Source organism: Melissospora conviva, assembly GCF_049523535.1.
In the GTDB taxonomy this organism is placed as follows: Bacteria; Actinomycetota; Actinomycetes; order Mycobacteriales; family Micromonosporaceae; genus Melissospora; species Melissospora conviva.
Genome location: NZ_JBLLDT010000006.1, coordinates 29904 through 49780, shown reverse-complemented (window position 1 = coordinate 49780; position 19877 = coordinate 29904). Strand labels below are relative to the sequence as shown.

Annotated in this window: 18 protein-coding genes and 1 pseudogene; 7 read left to right on the top strand and 12 right to left on the bottom strand. The window is 70.2% G+C overall.

The window, feature by feature from the left end:
- The first annotated feature begins 759 nt into the window (after positions 1-759).
- A pseudogene (locus ACK8GG_RS15190) lies at positions 760-1933 on the top strand (IS30 family transposase).
- 409 nt (positions 1934-2342) lie between these two features.
- Here the strand turns inward: ACK8GG_RS15190 and ACK8GG_RS15185 are convergent.
- From ACK8GG_RS15185 to ACK8GG_RS15165, 5 genes are all read right to left on the bottom strand, one after another.
- Positions 2343-3362 (bottom strand): enolase C-terminal domain-like protein, encoded by a 1020-nt coding sequence (locus tag ACK8GG_RS15185; protein ID WP_440355069.1) that lies wholly within the window; start codon positions 3360-3362, stop codon positions 2343-2345.
- Between the two features lie 67 nt (positions 3363-3429).
- Positions 3430-3975, bottom strand: coding sequence for a chloramphenicol phosphotransferase CPT family protein (locus ACK8GG_RS15180; protein WP_440355068.1), 546 nt, complete (start codon positions 3973-3975; stop codon positions 3430-3432).
- Positions 3972-4589 carry a histidine phosphatase family protein gene (locus ACK8GG_RS15175; RefSeq protein WP_440355206.1) on the bottom strand — a complete coding sequence of 206 codons (618 nt, stop codon included), beginning with the start codon at positions 4587-4589 and terminating at the stop codon, positions 3972-3974. Before ACK8GG_RS15175 ends, ACK8GG_RS15180 begins: the two co-directional genes overlap by 4 nt.
- On the bottom strand, positions 4589-5839 hold the full coding sequence (locus tag ACK8GG_RS15170) for an ATP-grasp domain-containing protein (RefSeq protein ID WP_440356624.1): 1251 nt from the start codon (positions 5837-5839) through the stop codon (positions 4589-4591). Before ACK8GG_RS15170 ends, ACK8GG_RS15175 begins: the two co-directional genes overlap by 1 nt.
- A gap of 23 nt (positions 5840-5862) precedes the next feature.
- Complete coding sequence (locus tag ACK8GG_RS15165; protein WP_440355205.1) at positions 5863-6339, bottom strand: TauD/TfdA dioxygenase family protein; 477 nt, start codon at positions 6337-6339, stop codon at positions 5863-5865.
- Between the two features lie 110 nt (positions 6340-6449).
- Here ACK8GG_RS15165 and ACK8GG_RS15160 point away from each other — a divergent pair, with 110 nt between their 5' ends.
- Complete coding sequence (locus tag ACK8GG_RS15160; RefSeq protein WP_440355066.1) at positions 6450-6707, top strand: type II toxin-antitoxin system Phd/YefM family antitoxin; 258 nt, start codon at positions 6450-6452, stop codon at positions 6705-6707.
- The gene (locus ACK8GG_RS15155; RefSeq protein WP_440355065.1) at positions 6704-6964 is read left to right on the top strand and encodes a Txe/YoeB family addiction module toxin; all 261 of its coding nucleotides are present in this window, start codon (positions 6704-6706) and stop codon (positions 6962-6964) included. The genes ACK8GG_RS15160 and ACK8GG_RS15155 overlap by 4 nt, the downstream gene beginning before the upstream one ends.
- 18 nt (positions 6965-6982) lie before the next feature.
- Here the strand turns inward: ACK8GG_RS15155 and ACK8GG_RS15150 are convergent, their stop codons facing one another.
- A complete protein-coding gene (locus ACK8GG_RS15150) occupies positions 6983-8194 on the bottom strand; it encodes a pyridoxal phosphate-dependent aminotransferase (protein WP_440356623.1) in 1212 nt (403 codons plus the stop codon).
- A gap of 63 nt (positions 8195-8257) precedes the next feature.
- On the opposite strand from ACK8GG_RS15150, the gene ACK8GG_RS15145 reads away from it, so the two are divergent.
- Positions 8258-8893 (top strand): winged helix-turn-helix transcriptional regulator, encoded by a 636-nt coding sequence (locus ACK8GG_RS15145; RefSeq protein WP_440356622.1) that lies wholly within the window; start codon positions 8258-8260, stop codon positions 8891-8893.
- Positions 8894-8944: 51 nt separating this feature from the next.
- Here ACK8GG_RS15145 and ACK8GG_RS15140 read toward each other — a convergent pair whose 3' ends face one another.
- A complete protein-coding gene (locus ACK8GG_RS15140; protein ID WP_440356621.1) occupies positions 8945-10207 on the bottom strand; it encodes an SGNH/GDSL hydrolase family protein in 1263 nt (420 codons plus the stop codon).
- 305 nt (positions 10208-10512) lie between these two features.
- On the opposite strand from ACK8GG_RS15140, the gene ACK8GG_RS15135 reads away from it, so the two are divergent.
- Entirely contained in the window at positions 10513-11277 is a 765-nt protein-coding gene (locus ACK8GG_RS15135; RefSeq protein WP_440355061.1) for an SDR family NAD(P)-dependent oxidoreductase, read from the top strand.
- Between the two features lie 65 nt (positions 11278-11342).
- Here the strand turns inward: ACK8GG_RS15135 and hpnD are convergent, their stop codons facing one another.
- The 3 genes from hpnD to ACK8GG_RS15120 form a co-directional block, all read right to left on the bottom strand.
- The gene (gene hpnD / locus ACK8GG_RS15130; RefSeq protein WP_440351688.1) at positions 11343-12209 is read right to left on the bottom strand and encodes a presqualene diphosphate synthase HpnD; all 867 of its coding nucleotides are present in this window, start codon (positions 12207-12209) and stop codon (positions 11343-11345) included.
- A complete protein-coding gene (hpnC, locus tag ACK8GG_RS15125; protein ID WP_440355060.1) occupies positions 12206-13075 on the bottom strand; it encodes a squalene synthase HpnC in 870 nt (289 codons plus the stop codon). The genes hpnD and hpnC overlap by 4 nt, the downstream gene beginning before the upstream one ends.
- Before the next feature lie 127 nt (positions 13076-13202).
- Positions 13203-14363 carry a DMT family transporter gene (locus ACK8GG_RS15120; protein WP_440355059.1) on the bottom strand — a complete coding sequence of 387 codons (1161 nt, stop codon included), beginning with the start codon at positions 14361-14363 and terminating at the stop codon, positions 13203-13205.
- A 77-nt stretch (positions 14364-14440) separates the two neighbouring features.
- Here ACK8GG_RS15120 and ACK8GG_RS15115 point away from each other — a divergent pair, with 77 nt between their 5' ends.
- Complete coding sequence (locus ACK8GG_RS15115; RefSeq protein ID WP_440356620.1) at positions 14441-15340, top strand: DMT family transporter; 900 nt, start codon at positions 14441-14443, stop codon at positions 15338-15340.
- A 136-nt stretch (positions 15341-15476) separates the two neighbouring features.
- Here ACK8GG_RS15115 and ACK8GG_RS15110 read toward each other — a convergent pair whose 3' ends face one another.
- On the bottom strand, positions 15477-16811 hold the full coding sequence (locus tag ACK8GG_RS15110; protein WP_440356619.1) for a glycosyltransferase: 1335 nt from the start codon (positions 16809-16811) through the stop codon (positions 15477-15479).
- A 248-nt stretch (positions 16812-17059) separates the two neighbouring features.
- Between ACK8GG_RS15110 and ACK8GG_RS15105 the strand changes: the two genes are divergently transcribed.
- A complete protein-coding gene (locus tag ACK8GG_RS15105; protein WP_440356618.1) occupies positions 17060-18733 on the top strand; it encodes a B12-binding domain-containing radical SAM protein in 1674 nt (557 codons plus the stop codon).
- Positions 18734-18875: 142 nt separating this feature from the next.
- On the opposite strand, the gene hpnH is transcribed toward ACK8GG_RS15105, so the two are convergent.
- Entirely contained in the window at positions 18876-19877 is a 1002-nt protein-coding gene (gene hpnH / locus ACK8GG_RS15100; protein ID WP_440351752.1) for an adenosyl-hopene transferase HpnH, read from the bottom strand.

Genomic DNA, 19877 nt, shown 5'->3' with positions numbered 1-19877 from the left:
CGACGATCGGCGGCAGCTCAAGCAGAATCCATTCTGGAAGTCCTGGAGTGGTTCGGGCGAGCGCCGGAACCTACGACGGCCCCCGAGGGCGACACCAGATAGCGAGAGCGCTCGCGCAACCCGGCGGACCCACGCTACGACCGCGGAGCACCGCTTCTATCGTCGCCGCCGCGTCCTCCCCGCCGGCGTCGATCTCAAGCTCGTGCAACACATGCTCGGCCACACCAGCATCGTCACCACCGCCGATATCTACACCACCGTCCTGTCCGAAGCAGCCCGTGACGCGGCCCAGGCAACCGCTGCCTTCGTACTCGACGCCGCCCGCACCCGACTGAGCCTCGGCGGCGCGTCCAAGCCTGATCGGCCGGTTGTCAGCAGTTCGGCCGCTGTCCACTGCGCCGATCGGCCCGATACCCCCAGGACCACCAGAGGACGACCTTCGCCATGAACCGCCGGGCGTTATGCCTGGTGAAAGGGTGCCGTGATGACCGCGACAAGCCACTCAAGGCCGTACCCGCCGAACCTCACCGCCAATGAGGTGACTGGCTGTCCCGGCAACCGTGCACGAGTTCGTTAGGGCTCGCAGATCAACAACACGCAGATTCCAGCCCAAGGAGGCGCCGTTGTGGTACGTACCCGCTGGACCTGCACAAACAGGCAATGAGCATCGAGTTGTCGGCTCCGCCTGAAAACTGACCCTGTGGTTCCGGGTGGGTTCCAGTACTTGTCGCAACACACCTGATCATGTGAGGCGTGTTCATGGGACGACGAGGACGAAAGCGCCGGCTTGAGCTGGAGACGGAGTACTGGCGGCTCTTGCAGTCGGGCGTGGGGACGTTCGAGGCCTGCCGGATCGTGGGGATCGGTCGCAAAACTGGCTACCGGTGGCGCGCCGAGAATGGTGGCGTGCCACCGGCCCGGGTGGCTGAGGACGTCCGATCAGGCAGGTACCTGTCGCTGTTGGAACGGCAACGGATCGCCACCCTGCGCAGACAGGGCCTGACGATGAGGGCGATCGCTGAGCAGCTGGGCCGGGCGCCGTCGACGGTGAGCCGGGAGCTGCGCCGCAACGTGCGCCCGCACGACCAGGGCGTCTATGACGGCGACCTGGCGCACGCACGGGCCCGGCGGCGGGCTCGGCGCCCGCGGGGCGGCCGGCTACTCGCCGACGCCGGTCTCCGGGCCGCTGTTCAGGCCAAGCTGGAAGAGGATTGGAGCCCGCAGCAAATCGCCGCGTGGCTTCGGCAGACCTATCCCGACCAGCCGTCATGGCACGTCTGCCACGAGACGATCTACCAGGCGCTCTACCGTGGCGGCGCAGGTGGACTCAGCCGCCAGCTCACGCGCCGACTTCGCACCGGCAGGCCGCTGAGGAAGCGGCGTCGTCGACGCCGATCAGCGCCGCTGCCGCTTCGTCGCTCCCGCACTGTTGATCGAGCATCGGCCAGACGCGGCTCTGCACCGCACCCGAATCGGTGACTGGGAGGGAGACCTCATCGTCGGTCGGCAGAACCAGTCCGCCATCGCCACCCTGGTCGACCGCACCAGCCGATACCTGCGGCTGGTGCATCTGCCCGCCGACCGCACCGCCGAAGCCGTCCGCGACGCGCTCCTCGCCATGCTGGCAGAACTTCCCGAGGCCGCGCGCCTCACTCTGACCTGGGACCAGGGCGCGGAGATGGCCTACCACCAACAGATTGCACCGCTGCTGCATGACGGAGTGTTCTTCGCCCATCCCGGCCGGCCATGGCAGCGCGGAACGAACGAGAACACCAACGGCCTGCTGCGCCAGTACTTTCCCAAGCGCACCGACCTATCGCAGCACACCGCCGCCGATCTCCGCGCCATCGAGCAACGGCTCAACAACCGGCCCCGCAAGACCCTCGGTTGGCGAACCCCGGCCGACGTCTTCAACGCCGCTCTGGCACCCTGAAAAGCGTCACCGTTGCGACGACCGCCCGAATCCGCCCTGGAACCCACCCGGAACAGAGGGGTCAAACTTCAGCCGGTGTTGACACGAGTGTGCGAGCAGTCTGCCGAAGGGCATCTCCGCAGGTCGCGGACGGCTACCGCAAGCCACTCAGCCGGACCCGAAATCCGCGTGTTTATCCTCTGCAAGCCCTTAGCAAGAACGCCAGCACAACAGGAATCGGCCTCATCGGCGCATAGGGCAACGCGCGAACTATGCGTCCGCCGCCCGGACCGATAACGGAACCCGCCACGCTGACACACCTGAACGTCCTTTTTCACGATCGACTCGGCAGCCTCCTGCGAGAATACAAGAAAGCCGATGGCCCGATCAGCCAGCGCAGACCGGACTCTCGGCACCCGGACCCGTCGACTCAGCACGAAAGATCGGGAAGTTCCCCCTCGTAGTGCTCAGCCTGGCGGACACCCCACCCAATCCCCGCCGGCGCGCCGACCGTTCCCAGCCCGCCTTCCACGCCCAGGAACGGCCGGGTCCGGGTCAACCGGTGACTGTCCAGGTCGCAGGTGGCCCCCAGCGCAGCCAACAGGCAGGAGGCTGCAGTGCCCAGGTCGGTTTCACCGAAGCAGCCGACACGTACCTCAAGGCCCAGGGAACGAGCGAGAAGCAGGGCCCTCCTCGCCCGCGCCAAACCCCCAAGTCTGGCCACCTTGAGCACGACACCATCGACGTATGGGAACAGTCTCTCGATCGCCTCAGGCGACACCACCTCCTCGTCGGCGACGATCATCGGCCCGCCGGGGGTGCGCAGGTCGACGTCGAGCCGCGCGAGCGGTTGCTCGACCCGCGCCACGCCATAAGCGGCGAGGGCAGGGACCGCGTTCCGGTACTCGCCCTCGGTCAGGGTGGCGTTGGCATCCAGCGACAACTCGCCGGCAAAGAACCGACGTGCAGCATCGAGGAAGGCTGGGTCGATCACACCCCGGATCTTGAGCTTGATCGCGATTCCGTGCGCCACGGCACTGAGCCGATCCGCCACAGCCCTCGCGTTCGGAGCAGACACCGTCAGGGTGGAGGGGACGACCGGGAGCCGTGGAACACCCAGTATGTCGGGAACCGAGCGATTCAACCGCCTTGCCACCCAGTCGCACCAGGCCATCGACACGCCTGACGCGACCCACGGCGGTGCCACGGCGCAGAGCTGCTCCTCGAGTTCTTCAAGAGCCGGCCAACTCAGGGTTGTCGCAGCGGGGACGGCGGCGACGACCTCCTCCGCACGCGCCAGGTGCTCCTGCCGGGCCGCCCAGCCCTGTCGGTCACCCGTGTGCGGCGCCTCGCCCCATCCCCAGCTGCCCTCGCGTGACAACAGCACGATGGACGATCGGAAGACATTCCCCGCACGAACCCCGACGTAGGCGGTGTGGACGAGCGGCACTGCCAGATCGTGCCCCCGGAGAGTGACCTTCGAGGCACGCCTCGGCGTTGCTGGCCTCGCATTCCAGTCAGTCATGAAAGAAGTGCGCACGAACGATGCGTGCCAGCTCGTCGGGGCCGGTCAAGCCAGTGTCGACCACGAGGTCGTAGGTGATGCCCTTATGCACCGACTCCGCCTGGCTCGCTGCCATACCGGCAATGCGGTCCGGTCGGCACTCCTCCCGGGCGGCCACAGTCTCGGGGGCGCAGCGGACGCCCACCCAACCGACGACGAGGCCGTGTAACGCCTTCCGCCAGCGCTCCTGTGCGGTAGGGCCGCTCACGAAGTTGTCCTCCACGATGACGTGCGCGCCAGCCGCCGCCATCGCGGCGATGCCGGCCATCCATTGAGATTCCACCTTGACGAAGGCCGGCCCCACTGCGACGCCTCCGTCCTCGGCTAGGTCCAGACCGCCGTTGCCGAAGAGCTTGTGGGGGGCGGCTTCGATGAGGGTGTCCACTCCGAGCCGCAACCAGTAACCGTTGAGCACGTCCTGTAGGTGCCGCGCCAACGTGGTCTTCCCGGAACTGGACCCGCCGTTGAGCACGAGCACCTGCGAAAGTTCATTGTTCATACACTCGCTCCGAATGTCATGGTGTCCCACTGGCGGCACATCAGCACGGTGCCGTCGTAGACGGCGGTCACCACTGCGGTGTTGGGGATCCAGCGATCCTCCGTGTCCGCGGTGGGAACGTTCACGCAGTCGTGCGTCAGACACAGTTGCAGCAGGGTGCCGTGACTCACCACGTACGCCCGTTCCAATCCCAGCTGGCCAACGACGGCCAGCGAAGTCCGGAAGCGCGCCAGCGCCTCACGGCCGCTCTCGCTCCCCTCAGCGGGCCTGTGGTCGAGCTGGCCACTGTCGAGCCAGGTGGGCCACGCGGCCCAGAGTCGTTCGCGGGCCTGCTGATCGGTATGCCCTTCGAGCTCGCCCACCTCGAACTCCCGGAGCTCTTCGAGCACGATGCGCTGGCATCCCCGCTTGGCGACCAGACGTTCGGCGGTTTCGACGGCGCGCCGCAGTGGGCTGCTGACGACGACGTCCTGCTCACTGAGATTCAGGTGCACGGCGAGTTTGTCAGCCTGCTCGCGTCCTAGTGCGGACAGACCCGTTCCCGGCATCTTTGAAGTGACCGTGCCCGTGAGGTTGCTCGCGGACTCTGCGTGCCGGATGAAATGGATCAGCATCACGACACGGTCTCCTGTCGCGTCTCGAGGTTGACGGCGACGGCGTCTGCGAACGATGTGATCAGTGCCTCCACCTCGGCGTCGTTCCCACCAGGCACGGACAGCACCATCCGGACCACGGCGTCCAGTTCGGCGCCCTGCGCCCGCAGTTCATCGCCCACCTGCGGCCGTACGACCTCAATAACGGCCGGAGGCAGGTGCGGCAGGTGAACGGCGCGGACCCGCGACGCCGCCGGGGACGGACGCGGCACGATCAGCCATCCCGAGCTGCCCGGGGCGATCCGGTCGCACGCCAGGGTCGGGCCATTGACGACCGAAGGCAGCAGGGCCTGGGCCCGCAGCGCCTCGGTCACGAGGTCGATGCCGTAAACACGGCGCAGGTGCGGCTGGATGTTGATTCCCCCGAAGCGGGCGCCAATCTCCAGGAACCGGAAGCCCTCGGAGCCGCCGAACGCCTCGAGATGAAAAACGCTGTCACGGATGTCCAGGGCATCGAGGACGGCCGTGGTGAAGACGCGTGCCTCTTCGTGTGCGTGCCGGTCAAGCGTCACCGATCCCATCGGCTTGCGGTCCCGCTGGTAACGCAGTGTGGTTCCGACGTACCGGCTGACGCTGAGGAACCGGAGTTTGTCGTTACGCACCAGTCCGTCGATGTGACACACGGGATCTTCGATGAACGGCTGGACCTCGTAATCCGGCGGTAGGCGATGGTCGATGAAGAAGCGCTCAAATTCACGAGGCGAGGCGAACTGCATGACGCCGCCACTGGCCGCACCGGCGCGAGGCTTGAGGATGACCCGATTAGCTCCCTCCTTATGTAGCCAGGAGGATGCGTCGGTCACCGCCGCGCCGGCGTCAACCGGAAGGGTCGGGACGGTCGCCACTCCTGCGGCGGAGACGGCCTCGGTCATCTCTACCTTGTCCCTACAGCGACGAGCAACGTCCGGGAGCAGTCCCGGTATCCCGGTCATCTCCCGTATCCGAGCGGCTACCCGCTGGGTGTGCTCGTAGAGACTCACGACGCGAACCGCCCCGGCGAGTCGCCCGACCCACGCCGCGATCGCGGGGGCGTGCTCGTCGTACTCGTCCATGCGGCGACCGGGCAGGTCGAGGACGAGCAGCGACGCCAACCGTTGACGAAGCCGGTCGGTTAGCGCGCGCTCGGCACGGCTGCTGACGACCGTGTGAAGGTCGAGCCCTCGCGTGTCCAGGATGTTCAGGTCACCCGGGCGAAGTCCGATGAGCACCACGGTACGGGAAGCTAGGGACGACGTCATGCCGGCCAGAGACCTCGGCTCGACACCGTCACCCGTTCCATCAGGCGCTCGTGCGGCGCGTAGTCTGACACCGCGTAGTGCTGTACGGCGAGGTTGTCCCACATGGCGACGTCGCCCACCTGCCAGGAAAACCGGCAGTGGAATTCGGGCAACGAGGCACGTCGGTGGACCAGATCGAGCAGTTCCCGCCCGCGGCTCTCCGTTGTGCCGATGAGGCGCTCTCCTGACACCTTGTTCGAAAAAAGCACCGGCACCTTCGTAACCGGGTGGGTCAGAACAAGTGGGTGATGTTGGGCCGGGTAGCGCTCACGCAGCTCGGCCAGGAATTCGGGGTCGGCAGCGAACGACTTCTGGACCCGCCGGGGGCACTCACCAAAACCACACTCTTTGGTCAATCGGGACCCGCCAGGACAGGCAGGTCCTTTTTCGTTCACGGGGATCAGATGTTGCCCGCTCCGGCTGCCGGCCGGCATCTGCACGGCTCGACAGCACAGCGCGCTGGTCGACCACGTTCCGCGCGTAGACGACAACCTGGAATACTTGTACCATATCCGGTACGTCTTTTCGGCCGAAGGGGGCGACAGTGACCGCGGCAATCAGCGCCAGCGAGGCGCGCAAGACCCTGTTCCCGCTGATCGAGCGAGTGAATGATGATCACACGCCGGTCGAGATCGTCTCCAAGCGTGGCAACGCGGTGCTGGTCAGCAAGGAAGACTGGGACGCGATCATGGAAACCAACTACCTGCTGAGGTCTCCGGCCAATGCCCGACGTCTGATGGAAAGCGTCGAACAGTGGCGTGCCGGCAACGCCGCGGAGCGGGATCTGGATACGCGCGAGTGAAGCTCGGCTGGACCGATCACGCGTGGGATGACTACCTGTACTGGCAGAACCAGGATCGCAAGACGCTCAAGCGGATCAACGCGTTGATCGCCGACATCAAGCGGGATCCCGACGGGCCGGGAATCGGAAAGCCAGAGCTACTGCGCAACAACCTCTCCGGCCTACGGTCACGGCGCATCGATGACGAGCATCGCCTGGTGTACGCGGTCGAACCGAACGAGATCACGATCATCTCCTGCCGGTACCACTACCAGTGAAACCGCAGCCGGCGGCGGTCACTGCCGGTAGCCGGCGAGGAAGTGCCCGATGCGCCGGATCGCGGCGTCCAGGTCGTCGACGGGCTGCAGCGTCACCACCCGGAAGTGGTCCGGGCGCGGCCAGTTGAAGCCGGTGCCGTGCATGACGAGGATCTTCTCCCGCCGCAGCAGGTCGATGACGAAGCGCTCGTCGTCGACGATCGGGTAGACGGCCGGGTCGATGCGCGGGAAGGCATAGAGCGCGCCCTGGGGAACCACGCAGGAGACCCCCGGGATCTCGTTGAGCAGGTTCGCGGCGCAGTTGCGCTGCTCCAGCAGACGCCCGCCCGGCATCACCAGGTCGACGATGTCCTGCCGGCCACCGAGCGCCGCCTCGATCGCATACTGGGCGGGCATGTTCGGGCAGAGGCGCAGGTTGGCCAGGGTGTCCAGGCCGTCGAGGTATCCGCGGGCGTGCTGTTTGGGCCCCGACACCACCATCCAGCCCGACCGGAAGCCGGGCACCCGGTAGACCTTCGACAAGCCGCTGAGCGTCAGGCAGAAGACGTCGGGGGCGAGCGCGGCGATCGAGGTGTGGGTGGCGCCGTCGTACAGGATGCGGTCGTAGATCTCGTCGGAGAGGAGCACGAGCTGGTGGCGGCGGGCCAGCTCGACGATGCCCTGGAGCAGTTCGTCGGAGTAGACCGCGCCGGTCGGGTTGTTCGGGTTGATCAGCACCAGCGCGCGGGTGGCCGGGGTGATTCGGGCCTCGATGTCGGCCAGATCGGGGAACCAGCCGGCCGTCTCGTCGCAGATGTAGTGGACCGGGTTCCCGCCCGCGAGCGTGGTGGCCGCAGTCCAGAGCGGGTAGTCCGGAGCCGGGATCAGCACCTCGTCGCCCGGGTTCAGCAGCGCCTGAAGCGCCATCACGATCAGCTCGGAGACGCCGTTGCCGAGGTAGATGTCCTCGACGTCCACGTCGGCGACACCGCGTTCGGCGTAGTACCGCGCGACCGCGTGCCGGGCGGAGAGCAGCCCCTTGGCGTCGCCGTACCCGTGGGCCAGCGGCGCGTGGCGGATCAGCTCCTGCAGCAGCGCGGCCGGCGCCTCGAAGCCGAACGGGGCCGGGTTGCCGATGTGCAGCTTGAGGACGTGGTGCCCCTCCGCCTCCAGTTGCTGCGCCTGGCGCAGCACCGGCCCCCTGATGTCGTAGTGGATGCCGGCGAGCTTCGCGGACTGATCAAGCTGCATGCACTTGGTTATACCAAGTCTTTACTTGGAAAGTCCAACCAATGCCCTGATAGGGTGCTGCCCATGCCACGCCGCAGCTACGACCACTACTGCGGCATCGCCCGCGCGCTGGACCACCTCGGCGAACGCTGGGCGCTGCTGATCGTGCGGGAACTGCTGGCCGGACCGCGCCGGTACAGCGACCTGCTCGCCGACCTGCCGGGCATCAGCACCGACGTGCTCGCCACCCGGCTGCGCCAGATGGAGAGCGACGGACTCGTCACCCGGGCGCGCGCCGGAGCGCGCACCTACCAGCTGACCGAGGCCGGTGCGGCGGTCGCCCCGATCCTCGACGCGCTATGCGACTGGGGACTGGACCGGCTGGGCCCGCGCACCACCGGCGACGCCGTCCGCGGACACTGGTTCGCCGCACCCCTGGCCCGCCGGCTGCGGCCCGTCGCCACTGCGGTGCGGACCACCGCCGACCCGCTCACCCTTCAGGTGCAGCTCAACGAGGCCTGCTTCCACCTCGTCCTCACCGCCGACGACGTGCGGCACGTCGACGGCCCGGCGCCACGGCCCGACGCGGTGCTGACAACCGGCGCGCAGACCGCCGCCGCGCTGGCCGCCGGGCAGACCCACCTCGCCGACGCCGTCAGCGCCGGCGACGCCAAGCTGGAAGGAACGCCCGCCCTCACCGAGGCGCTGCTCACCCGGTGACCAGAGCACGTCACAGACCACCGCACGGGCCCCCGCGCCGGCGGCGAGCACTCAGCAGAGCGCGCTCAGCTCGAAGACCCCCGCGGCGGTCCGGCTGCCCATGTCGTTGAGGTGCAGGTGGTCGCCGACGTGGAACTGCGGCGACAACCGCGCCGGCTGCGCCGGATCCCGCAGCGTCGCGTCCAGGTCCACCACGGCGTCGAACTCCCCCGAGGTACGGATCCAGGCGTTGACCGTCAGCCGCACCGCCTCACCCTCGGCGCTGAAGTAACGCGACCCCTCGTACGGCAGCAGGGTGGCCCCGACGATCCGGATGTCCGCGTCGTGCGCGGCGGCGATCAGCTGCCGGTAGCCGGAGATCAGCGCGTCGGCCGTGACCGCCCCGCGGCTGCGGCCGATGTCGTTGATCCCGTGCAGCAGCACGACGGTACGCACATCGGAGCGGGCAAGCACCTCCCGCGGGAACCGCGCCGTCGCGGCCGCACCCCAGCGACCCGCGTCGGCGAGGAGCATGTTGCCGCTGATTCCGGCGTTGAGCACCCCGCACTGCTGCGCCTCGGGCAGCGCGAGGAGCCGGTCGGCGACGTGGTCGGGGTAGCGCCGGTTGGCGTCGATAGTCGTGCCGACCCCGTCGGTGAGCGAGTCTCCGAAGAAGACCACCGACCCGCGGGCCCGGGAGATGACGTCCACCCCGGCCAGGAAGTAGCGGGCGGTGCCCAGCGGGGTGAACTGCGCACCGCTGTCTGCGGTGGCGTCGCCGTCGGCCCGGTAGGAGGTGGCCCGGCCGCTCGCGTGCCAGGTGACCTCGCCGGTCACGCCGGGCAGGTACATGCTGACGACCAGATCGGAGTTCGGGGCGACGGAGAGGTCGACCGGGTCGGAGAGCCACTCGGCACCGGCCGGCACCACCAGCGACGCGGCGCCGCCGAAGCTGACCGGGCGCAGCGCGACCGGATCCACCTGCGGGGAGGAGCCGGGCCCCGGGTCCGTCTCCGCTCCGGCCGCGGTGAGCTGGGAGAACCCGCCGGGGGCGACGGTGACCGCGCCGACGGTGAGCGGGGCCGTGCCGTACGCGTTGCTGATCCGCAGCCGGACCCGCTCGCCCCCCAGCGACACGTGCACGATCTGCCGCAGGGTGATGTCCCGCAGGCCTCTGGCGGCCGTGGTTCCCCCCGGCGCCATCGCCGCACTCCAGGTGCCGGTCCAGCTGCCGCTCTGCGGCGCCTCGGCCCGCATGTCCACGGCCGCGGCCGACAGCAGGGCGATCAACACGGCGATGCCGGAGCAGCCGGCCCGGACCAGTCGGGAGCGCATGCAGGCATTCCTCGTGCTCTCTCGGTGCCGGCCGACGCCGGTCGGCCCGCGTTCATCATGATGGTCGATGCCGCGATCGCGTACGCCGCGCCTCGCGTCCACAAAGGATCTTAGGCGCCGCGTCCGGGCAGAATCATCGCGCAACCGCCGACGGGGCGCGCAACCGCCTCCGGCAACCCACATTCGCCCAGGTCGGAGCCGGTGGATTCACCATCGGCGACCACGAAGGGTGGATAGCCTGTCGGAGAAGTGTCCCGATCGGACCGGTGTCACATCAGGACGACCGGCTGCCGCGAGGAGAACCGATGCCCGTACGACTCGACCGCGCGGTCGCCCTGGTCACCGGCGCCTCGTCCGGGATCGGCGCCGCCGTGACGCGGCGCTTCGCCGCCGCCGGAGCGCAGGTGCTCGCCACCGGTCGCGACGAGACGAGACTGGCGAAACTCGCCGCCGACACCGGCGCGCTGCCGCTCGTCGCCGACCTCGCCCGGCCCGGCGCCGGGCAGGAACTCGCCGAACGGGCGCTGGCCGAGACCGGTCGGATCGACGTGGTGGTCAACAATGCCGGGCTCGGCTGGGCCGGCGACTTCGCGCAGATGCCCCCCGCCGACATCGACGAACTGCTCGCGCTGAACCTGCGGGCGCCGATCGAGTTGACCCGGGCCGTCCTGCCGGGGCTGCGCCGCCACGGCGGACATCTCGTCTACGTCGGCTCGATCGCCGGCCGGCTCGGCGTCGCCGGCGAGGCGGTCTACGCCGCCGGCAAGGCCGGGCTGGACATCTTCGCCGCGAGCCTGCGCGCCGAGCTCGCCGGGCAGGACATCGGGGTCAGCGTGGTGGTGCCGGGAGTGGTCGACACTCCCTTCTTCGCCCGCCGCGGCCGGCCGTACCACCGGGCGCGGCCACGACCGGTACCGGCCGACCGGGTCGCCGCCGCCCTCACCGCCGCCGTCGTGCAGGGCCGCTGCGACGTCTACGTACCCGGCTGGCTACGCCTGCCGGTGGCCGTCCGCGGGGCGTTGCCCGGCATCTACCGGAGCATGGACGGTCGCTTCGGCGGCCGGTCCTGAACGCCCCGGCACAGCGAATCCGCCGACCGGCCACGGTCCACAACAGCCGGTAACGCCACCGGGGCTCAGTGCGAGTGCCCGACCAGGGCCCGGACCGCCACCCACGCCTTCTCCGGCTTCGGCAGCGACACCCGGCGCGTCGTCACCGCCAGCGGATCAGCCTCGATGCGGGTCAGCAGCCGGCGGTAGATCCCGGCCATCGCCGCGGTGCAGGCGGCGCTGCGCCGGTCCAGCACCGGCAGCAGCCGCAGTCCGACGTCGTACCAGCGCAGTGCCCGTTCGGCCTCGAACCGCAGCAGGGCCGCCAGCCGGTCCGGCGGATCGGTGAAGCCACTGTCCGGGTCGAGATCCAGGGTCACGCCGAAGCGGTCCAGGTCCTCGGCCGGCAGATAGATACGCCCGTTCTCCCGGTCCTCCCGGACGTCGCGCAGGATGTTGGTCAGCTGCAGCGCCACACCCAGCGCATCGGCCAGATTGGACGCCCGGTCGAGGTCGTCGGCGCCGAAGACCCCGAGGGAGAGCCGGCCGACCGAGCCTGCCACACAGCGGCAGTACCAGAGGAGATCGCCGAAGCTCTGGTAGCTGCGCTCCTGCACATCGGCCACGCAGCCGTCGATGAGCTCGTCGAAGGCCTCCAGCGGAATCGGCATGTGCAGGACCGCGTCGGCGAGCGCGATCGTCACCGGTCGTTCGCCGGGTTCACGGGGCAGGGCGTGCAGCGCGGAACGGATCGACTCCAGCCGCCGGATCTTCTCCGCGGCCGCGAGCCGGCCGTCACCGATGTCGTCGATGCAGCGCGCCGTGGCGTAGATCGCCGAGAGCGCCTTGCGCTTCGGCGGCGGCAGCAACCGGATGCCGTACGAGAAGTTGGCCGCCTGCACCCTGGTGATGGATTCGCAGGTGGCGTACGCCTCATCGAGCTCGACGCTCATCGCCGGCGCCTGCCGATCGCCGCCGCGCAGTGGGTGAGCACCCGGCGGCGGGTGGGGCGGACCGGCCGGCGCAGCGGATCGTGATCGGCGCGGGCGAGCGCGTCGAGGGTCGCCAGGCCGCCCGCGAGATAGCCGGCGACGGCGACCCGGGCCCAGCCGTGCAGCGCGCCGATCAGCGGCCGGCCCGCCTCGATCTGGAGCCGGGCCCGCTGCGCCTGCATCCGTACGAGTGAGCGCAGGCCAGGGCTCGCCGTCGCCGCGGCGAGCTCCGCCTCGGCGACGCCGAACCGGGTCAGCTCCTCGGTCGGCAGATAGATCCGGCCGCGTTCGTGGTCCTCGCCGATGTCCTGGAGATGCTCGACGATCTGCAGGGCGGTGCAGATCTGGTCGGACCAGGCGATCGACTGGGCGTCGGCCTGCCGGAGGACGCGCAGCACCAGCTCGCCGACGGGGTTGGCGGAGAGTTTGCAGTAGTCGAGCAGCTCGGCGAAGGTGGCGTACCGGGTGACCCGCTGGTCGACGCGGTTGGCCTCGATCAGCCGGCTCAACGGCTCCATCGGCAGGCGGCACTCCACGACCGTGGGGGCAAGTCCGCGCAGCACCGGGTGGTGGATCAGGCGGCCGGCGTACAGGTCGCGCAGCTCGGCCTCGAAGGCGTCCAGGGCGGCGAGGCGGTCGACACCGGGGGCCACCGGTTCGTCGCCGAGGTCGTCGACGTAGCGGGCGTAGCCGTACAGGGCGTGCAGGTGGCCGCGGAGGCGGGCGGGCAGCACCCGCAGTGCGACCGGATAGTTCTCGGCGGCGCGTACCTGCTCCACCGGGCGCGGTGACGGCGGGGCACCGGATTTGGCGAGGCGGTTGTTCACTGGCCCTCCCTAGTCCAGAGGAGCATAACCGCGCTTTTCGCCCGAACATCCGCGATTCGGACTGAAGTGGACCCGGGCGAGTTCGCCGCCGCGGCTGGCCTGAACCCCGCTGTCGCGCCCCGCCCGGTCAGGGCCGGCGACGCCCCCGCCGGTCGCCGACGACGGCCGGCCGCGCCCAGCCCGGAGTCGGCAGCGCCCGGCGGAAGACCTCCTGCCGGGACGGCACCCGGCGCAGCACCTCCCGCCGCGACGGGCCCCGGCCCAGCACCTCCCGCCGCGACGACGCGCGGCCGAGCAGATCGCGGCGGGGATCGCCGCCCGGCCGCTGCGGCCCCGGGCGCTCGGCGCGGGGCCGCTCGTTGCGCCCGCCCCGGGATCCGCGGACCTCCTCGTGGGCCTCGACGGTCGCGTCGTCGGCGGTCCACCGCCCCGACTCGTGGTGCGCCCCGGTCACCAGCGGCGAGGCCGCCAGGACGTACACCCCGACGGTCATCACGACCAGTCCGGCGACCTGTATCGCGACCGCCCCGGACTGCAGTTGCAAGGTGCCGCCCAGCAACGCCACCCCCACCGCGATACCGGCCAGCGGCTCGGTCGTCGCCAGCGGCGGGTACGACGCCGGCAGCGGCGCCAGCTTGTACGCGCTCTGCGCGATCAACGTGCCGACCACCGCCGTGCCGATGACCGCGTAGACCGGCCAGGCGGCGAGCATCGCGTCCACTCCCCCGGTGGCGAGGGTGGCCACCGCGATGCTCATCAGCCCGGACTGCAGGGCGAAGAGCATGCCCGCGCCCGCGCCGAGCACCGGCGCCTCGGTGCGGGGCCGCAGCCGCCGGGCGAGAACGACCAGCGCGAACGTGACCACACCGACGGCGGCGGCGGTGATCAGCCAGCGCAGCGAGTTGCCGGCGGTGTGGGTGCCCGCACTGGGGCGGCCGGCGACCAGGAAGCCCGCGAGTCCGCCGACAACGGCGATCACCCCCAGCCACTCCCGCCGCCGCAGCCGGCGCCGGTTCCACCGGGCCGCGACCGGGAGCGCGAAGATCAGCCGGGTTACCAGCAGCGGCTGCACCAGGGCCACCCCGCCGATGCCCAGGGCGATGCCGGCGAAGACGTTGCCGACCAGGGCGGTACCGACCCCCACCAGCCAGAACGGCTGCCGGGCCAGGTGCCAGAGCAGAGCGGGACGCAGCACTGTCCTGTCCGGGGCGTGGGCGGCGACGCGCTGCTGCACCGCCGCGCCGAGTCCGAAGAGGGCGGCGGCCGCAATTGCCAGGACGTATACCACCCGCGCCGGTTACCCGGCCGAAAGCCAATAAACCCGTCGTTACGGGTTGCCCTGGCGTTTCCCGGGAATGACGCCCCATGCTCATCGCGATCCCGGCGGCCCTCGCGGCCGGCGCCTGCTTCGCGCTGGCCGGGGTCTTCCAGCAGTACGAGGCAGCCAGCCGGCCGAGCAGCGAATCGCTGTCGTGGAAGCTGCTCATCGCGCTGGCCAAGCGCCGCCTCTGGCTGGTCGGGATGGTGCTGGCACTGGTCTCCTACGGCTTCCAGAGCCTGGCGCTGGCGTACGGGCCGCTGAGCCTGGTGCAGCCACTGATCATCAGCGAGCTGATCTTCGCGATCCCGCTCTCCGCCCGGATGCGCCGGCTGCGCCTGGGCAGGCGGGAGTGGATCGGCTCGGCCGCGGTGGCGATCGGTCTCGTCGCCGCCATCGCCGCCGCGGATCCCCGCCACGGCACCACCACCATCCCGACCGACGACTGGCTGATGGCGCTCGGCGCGGCGACCGTGATCAGCCTCGGCGCGCTCGCCGTGAGCCGCCGTACGGCCGGCTCGGTCCGCGCCTCCTTCATCGCGCTCGCGGCGGGCATCATCATGGGCACCCAGTCGGCACTGCTGGACGCCACGGTCACCAAGATGGAGCAGGGTGCCGCGGCTGTCTTCACCGCCTGGCAGACGTACCTGCTGGTCTTCGCGAGCATCGCCGGCCTGCTGCTGATCCAGAGCGCCTACCAGGCCGGCCCGCTCTCGGCCAGCGCCCCGGTGATCGACGCGACCGAACCGGCCGTGGCGGTCACCATCGGTGTCGTCCTCTTCGGCGAGACGATCCGCACCGGCGTGCTGGCCGGCGGCGTGACGATCGCCGGCCTCCTGGTGCTCCTCGCCGGCATCGTGCTGCTGGACACCTCGCCGCTGATGGCGGCCGTGCACCAGCGAGCCAAGGAGACCCGCCCGGGACACCTGCGCGCCAAGGGCGGCTGACAGGGACTCCCCGCCGCACGTCGGCGGGGTGCGTCGAAGCGGCGGGCCGGTGCGGGTCCGCCGCTTCCTCATTGTCTCGTCCGGGACTTCACCGCGGCTCACTGCCCGGCAGGCAGCGGGTCACGCCAGGCAGCGGTCACTCCACGGTAAGCAGCGGGTCGCCGCTGCCCGCGTGCCGGTCCGCCGTGTCGCGCCACACCGGCAGCAGCTCCTCGCGCAGCACCTGCTCCCAGGAGCGGTGCCAGGTACTCGCGGTCTGGGCGGCGTTGACGGCCAGTTGGCGGCGCAGGTCCGGGCGGTCGACCAGCCGGGCCAGCTCCGCGGCCCAGCCGCCCGGGGTGTCGTCGGCGACGAGCACGCCGTCCTTGCCCGGCTCCTGCAGCCAGCCGCTGGTGCGCGCCCCGGCCGGCAGCAGCACCGGCAGGCCGCAGGCCATCGCCTCGGCCACCACGTTGCCGACCGTCTCGGTACGCGACGGAAACGCCAGCACGTCGCAGCCGGCGTAGATGCGGGCGAGCCGGTCCTGGGGCACCGGGCCGAGCAGGGTCACCGCGTCGCCGAGCAGGCCCGGCAGCCGGCCGGCGTCGGAACCGCTGCCGGCGACGACGAGGTGCACCGGATAGCCCTGGTCGCGCAGCAACCTGACGGCCTCGGCGAGCACGATGATGCGCTTGGAGGCGTCGACCCGGCCGACGAAGAGCACCGCCAGCCGGTCCGGTGGCACGGCGTGCCCGGCGGTTAGCGCGGCCCGTACCCCGGGGTCGGGGCGGAACCGTTCCCGGTCGATGCCGCGACCCAGCGGCGCCACCTTTGTTGCGCCGAGCACCTTGGCGATCTCCGCCCGCTCGTCGGCGGAGGCGACCAGCACCCGTTCGCAGGCCCGCAGCAGCCGGTCCCGGCGGCGGCGGGCGAGCGCGGCGGCCCACTCGACCGGCCCGGCCCGCCCACCGCGCCGGACTGCCAGCGACGCCAGGCCGGGGATGCCCCGCATCGTCTGGCGTACGTAGGCGGCGGTCAGCGCCGGCACGTCGGTGTGGACCGACGCCACCAGCCGGGCCCGCGGGTTGTCCCGGGCGAGCCGTACGGCGGTGCGGGCGAAGGCGAAGGCGTGTGTCAGGTGCCAGACGTCGTGGCCGGGCAGCAGCTGGGCGAGCCGGGGGTGGTAGCGGGCGAAGTCGGTGGCGTCCACGCCGCCGACGAGGCGCACCACCGACCGGGTGCCGACCACCGGTTTCAGCGCCACGTAGCGCACCGCAGGCGAGAGCGGCTGGATCCACTCGCGCTCGCCGAGCACGTAGATGGTCAGGTCGACGCCGAGGTCGCGCGGGTCGAGGGCGGCGGCCGCCTCGGCGAAGCGTTCCCAGCACTTGACGTGGCCGCCGGCGAAGGGCCCGGCGGCCAGTTCGACCAGGACCGCGACGGAGGGAACGCCCGGAAGTGGACGGACCGGCAGGTCGAGCGATGCGTTCACCGACGGCGCATACCCGGCTTATCCGGATATACGCGTTACGCGGGTTTCGTTCGTATCATCATGGGAAGTACCGGTCCGCGCCGCTGCCGGAGGAAGGGCGACGGCTAAACGGAAGATCCCCGAAGGAGGAGCGCAATGGGTAGGAAACCGAGGATCAGTCTGCTTCTGCTCGCGTCGACCGGGCTGTTCGCTGTGATGATCGACTACGTTCTGCGCGAGCTGAACCAGTCGGGCCGCAAGTCGATCTGATGACCTCACTGCCGATGCCCACGGTCGGGCCAGGTTCCTCTGGCCCGACCCGTGCGGTCGGCCGTAACCCGCGACGGGTACTGGCCGTCTCGCCCCGGTACGCCAAGTCCTTCGGCACGATGGACCACGCCTTCCCGCTGGTCGGCGCCGCCGCGTTCATGCCACCGCAGGGCCTGCTCACCCTCGCCGGCTACCTGCCCGAGGCCTGGCAGGTGCGCTTCGTCGACGAGAACCTGCGCCCGGCCACCGATGACGATTTCCGCTGGGCGGAGATCGTCCTGCTCAGCGGCATGCACGTGCAGCGCGACGAGATCGACCGGCTCGCCGCACGGGCCCGGCGCCACGACAGGATCACCGTGCTCGGCGGCCCGTCGGTCTCGGCCAGCCCCGAGCTCTATCCCGACATCGACGTACTGCACGTCGGCGAGATCGGCGACGCCACCGACACGCTGCTCACCCGCCTCGATGCCGACGCCGCCCGCCCGGCCGAGCAGGAGGTGTACGCCACCGTCGAACGCCTCCCGATGGAGAACTTCCCGCTGCCCCGCTACGACCTGCTCGACATGACCGACTACCTGCTCGGCAGCGTGCAGTTCTCCAGCGGCTGCCCGTTCCGCTGCGAGTTCTGCGACATTCCCGCCCTCTACGGGCAGCGCCCGCGCCGCAAGCGGGTCGACGCGGTCCTGGAAGAACTCGACGCGATGCTCGCCAGCGGCAACCCCGGCACCGTCTACTTCGTCGACGACAACTTCATCGGCGATCCGCGCGCCGCGGTCGAACTCCTCGACGGCCTGGTGCGGTGGCAGCGCGAGCACGGCTATCCGATCGCGTTCGCCTGCGAGGCGACGATGAACATCGCCAAGCGCACCGACATCCTGGAACAGATGCGCCAGGCCCGGTTCGTGCAGATCTTCATGGGCATCGAGTCGCCGGATTCGGCCGCCCTCAAGGCGATGCGCAAGAACCAGAACCTGAGCACTCCCCTGCTGACCACCATCGAGCGGCTCAACAGCTACGGCATGGAGGTCGTCGGCGGCATCATCATGGGACTCGACAGCGACGACGCGCAGACCGGCGACCGGATCCTGGCCTTCGTCGAGGCGTCGCAGATCCCGATGCTCACCATCAACCTGCTGCACGCCCTGCCGCGTACGCCGCTCTGGGACCGTCTCAGCGCCGCCGGCCGCATCGTCGGCGGTGACCTCAGCGAACGCGAGTCCAACGTCGACTTCCTGCTGCCCTACGACGAGGTGGTGGAGAGCTGGCGGCGGACGGTGACGGCCGCCTTCGCGCCGGAGGCGGTGTACCGGCGCTTCGCCCACCAGCGCGAGCAGACGTACCCGAATCGGCTGCCCAACAGCACCAAGCGCCGGCCGACCCGGGCCGAGCTGCGGCGCGGCCTGAAGGTCATCGCCCGGACCTTCTGGCGCATCGGGGTACGCAGCCACTACCGGCGGGTCTTCTGGACCGCGGCGGTGCCGCTGATCCGCAGCGGCCGGGTGGAGAAGCTGATCCACATGGCGACCGTGTCGCACCACCTGATCACGTTCGCGGGCGAGGTGGCGGCCGGCGAGGCCGAGAAGTGCTTCTACAACCCGCGCCCGGCCAAGCGGGCCGAGCCCGCGCAGGAGCCCTCCGTCACCGGCGGCCCGGACCTGACCAGCAGCGTCTGACCAGCAGCGGCTGACCCCGACGCAGACCGGCTGACCGGCAGCCAACCGCCCTGTTCTCTCACGGCACCGGCACGACAGCGCCGATCACGCAAACGAAGCGGCCCCCTCTCGCGCAGGGGGCCGCTTCGGTGCGCGGGTCGCGTCAGGTGGTGCTGCGCAGCGCGTGCAGCGAGTCCTTGAGCGACTTCATTGTCGCCAGCACCGCCGTCGGCTCGTGCCCGCAGTGCGCCATGCAGTTGGCGCAGCGCTCGTCCCGGCCCCGGCCGTAGCTGTCCCAGTCGGTCTCGTCGATCAGCTCCTGGTACGTCTTCGTGTAGCCGTCGGCCATCAGATAGCAGGGCTTCTGCCAGCCGAGCAGCGAGTACGACGGGATCGCCCACGCGGTGCAGGGCAGATCCACCTTCCCCTCGAGGAAGTCCAGGAAGACCGGCGAGTGGTTGAGCCGCCAGCGCTTGCGCCGCCCGTCGGCGAACGCCTTGCGGAACAGCTCCCGGGTCTCGGCCACCCCGAGGAAGTGCTCCTGGTCGGGCGCCTTCTCGTACGCGTACGCCGGCGAGAGCATCATCTCGCTGACCTTGAGCTCGTCGTTGAGGTAGTCGAGCACCTCGATGACGGTCTGCGGTGTGTCGGTGTTGAAGAAGGTGGTGTTGGTCGTGACGCGGAACCCCCGCGATTGCGCGTCACGTACCGCCGCCACCGCCTGGTCGAAGACTCCGTCCTTGCAGACGGAGGCGTCGTGGCGGTCCTTGAGCCCGTCGATGTGCACGGCGAACGCCAGGTACGGCGACGGGGTGAACTTCTCGATCTTCTTCGGCAGGAGCACGGCGTTGGTGCAGAGGAAGACGTACTTCTTGCGCTTCACCAGCTCCGCCACGATCGTGTCGATCTCGGGGTGCATCAGTGGCTCCCCGCCGGCGATGGAGACCATCGGCGCACCGCACTCCTCGACGGCGGCGAGCGCGTCCTCGACCGGCATCCGCCGCTTGAGCAGGTTCGCCGGCTGCTGGATCTTGCCGCAGCCGGCGCACTTGAGGTTGCAGGCGAAGAGCGGTTCCAGCTCCAGCAGCAGGGCGAACTTCTTGCGTCTGCGGAGCTTCTGACCGACCAGATATCGGCCTATTCGCATACTTTGTCGCAGCGGCAT

Coding starts and splice junctions, on each gene's coding strand:
- ACK8GG_RS15180 (WP_440355068.1), bottom strand. CDS start 3,975: ATGAACAATGAACTTTCGCAGGTGCTCGTGCTCAACGGCGGGTCCAGT.
- ACK8GG_RS15175 (WP_440355206.1), bottom strand. CDS start 4,589: ATGCTGATCCATTTCATCCGGCACGCAGAGTCCGCGAGCAACCTCACG.
- ACK8GG_RS15165 (WP_440355205.1), bottom strand. CDS start 6,339: ATGCCGGCCGGCAGCCGGAGCGGGCAACATCTGATCCCCGTGAACGAA.
- ACK8GG_RS15150 (WP_440356623.1), bottom strand. CDS start 8,194: ATGCAGCTTGATCAGTCCGCGAAGCTCGCCGGCATCCACTACGACATC.
- ACK8GG_RS15145 (WP_440356622.1), top strand. CDS start 8,258: ATGCCACGCCGCAGCTACGACCACTACTGCGGCATCGCCCGCGCGCTG.
- ACK8GG_RS15140 (WP_440356621.1), bottom strand. CDS start 10,207: ATGCGCTCCCGACTGGTCCGGGCCGGCTGCTCCGGCATCGCCGTGTTG.
- ACK8GG_RS15135 (WP_440355061.1), top strand. CDS start 10,513: ATGCCCGTACGACTCGACCGCGCGGTCGCCCTGGTCACCGGCGCCTCG.
- hpnD (WP_440351688.1), bottom strand. CDS start 12,209: ATGAGCGTCGAGCTCGATGAGGCGTACGCCACCTGCGAATCCATCACC.
- ACK8GG_RS15115 (WP_440356620.1), top strand. CDS start 14,441: ATGCTCATCGCGATCCCGGCGGCCCTCGCGGCCGGCGCCTGCTTCGCG.
- ACK8GG_RS15105 (WP_440356618.1), top strand. CDS start 17,060: ATGACCTCACTGCCGATGCCCACGGTCGGGCCAGGTTCCTCTGGCCCG.
- hpnH (WP_440351752.1), bottom strand. CDS start 19,877: ATGCCGCTGCGACAAAGTATGCGAATAGGCCGATATCTGGTCGGTCAG.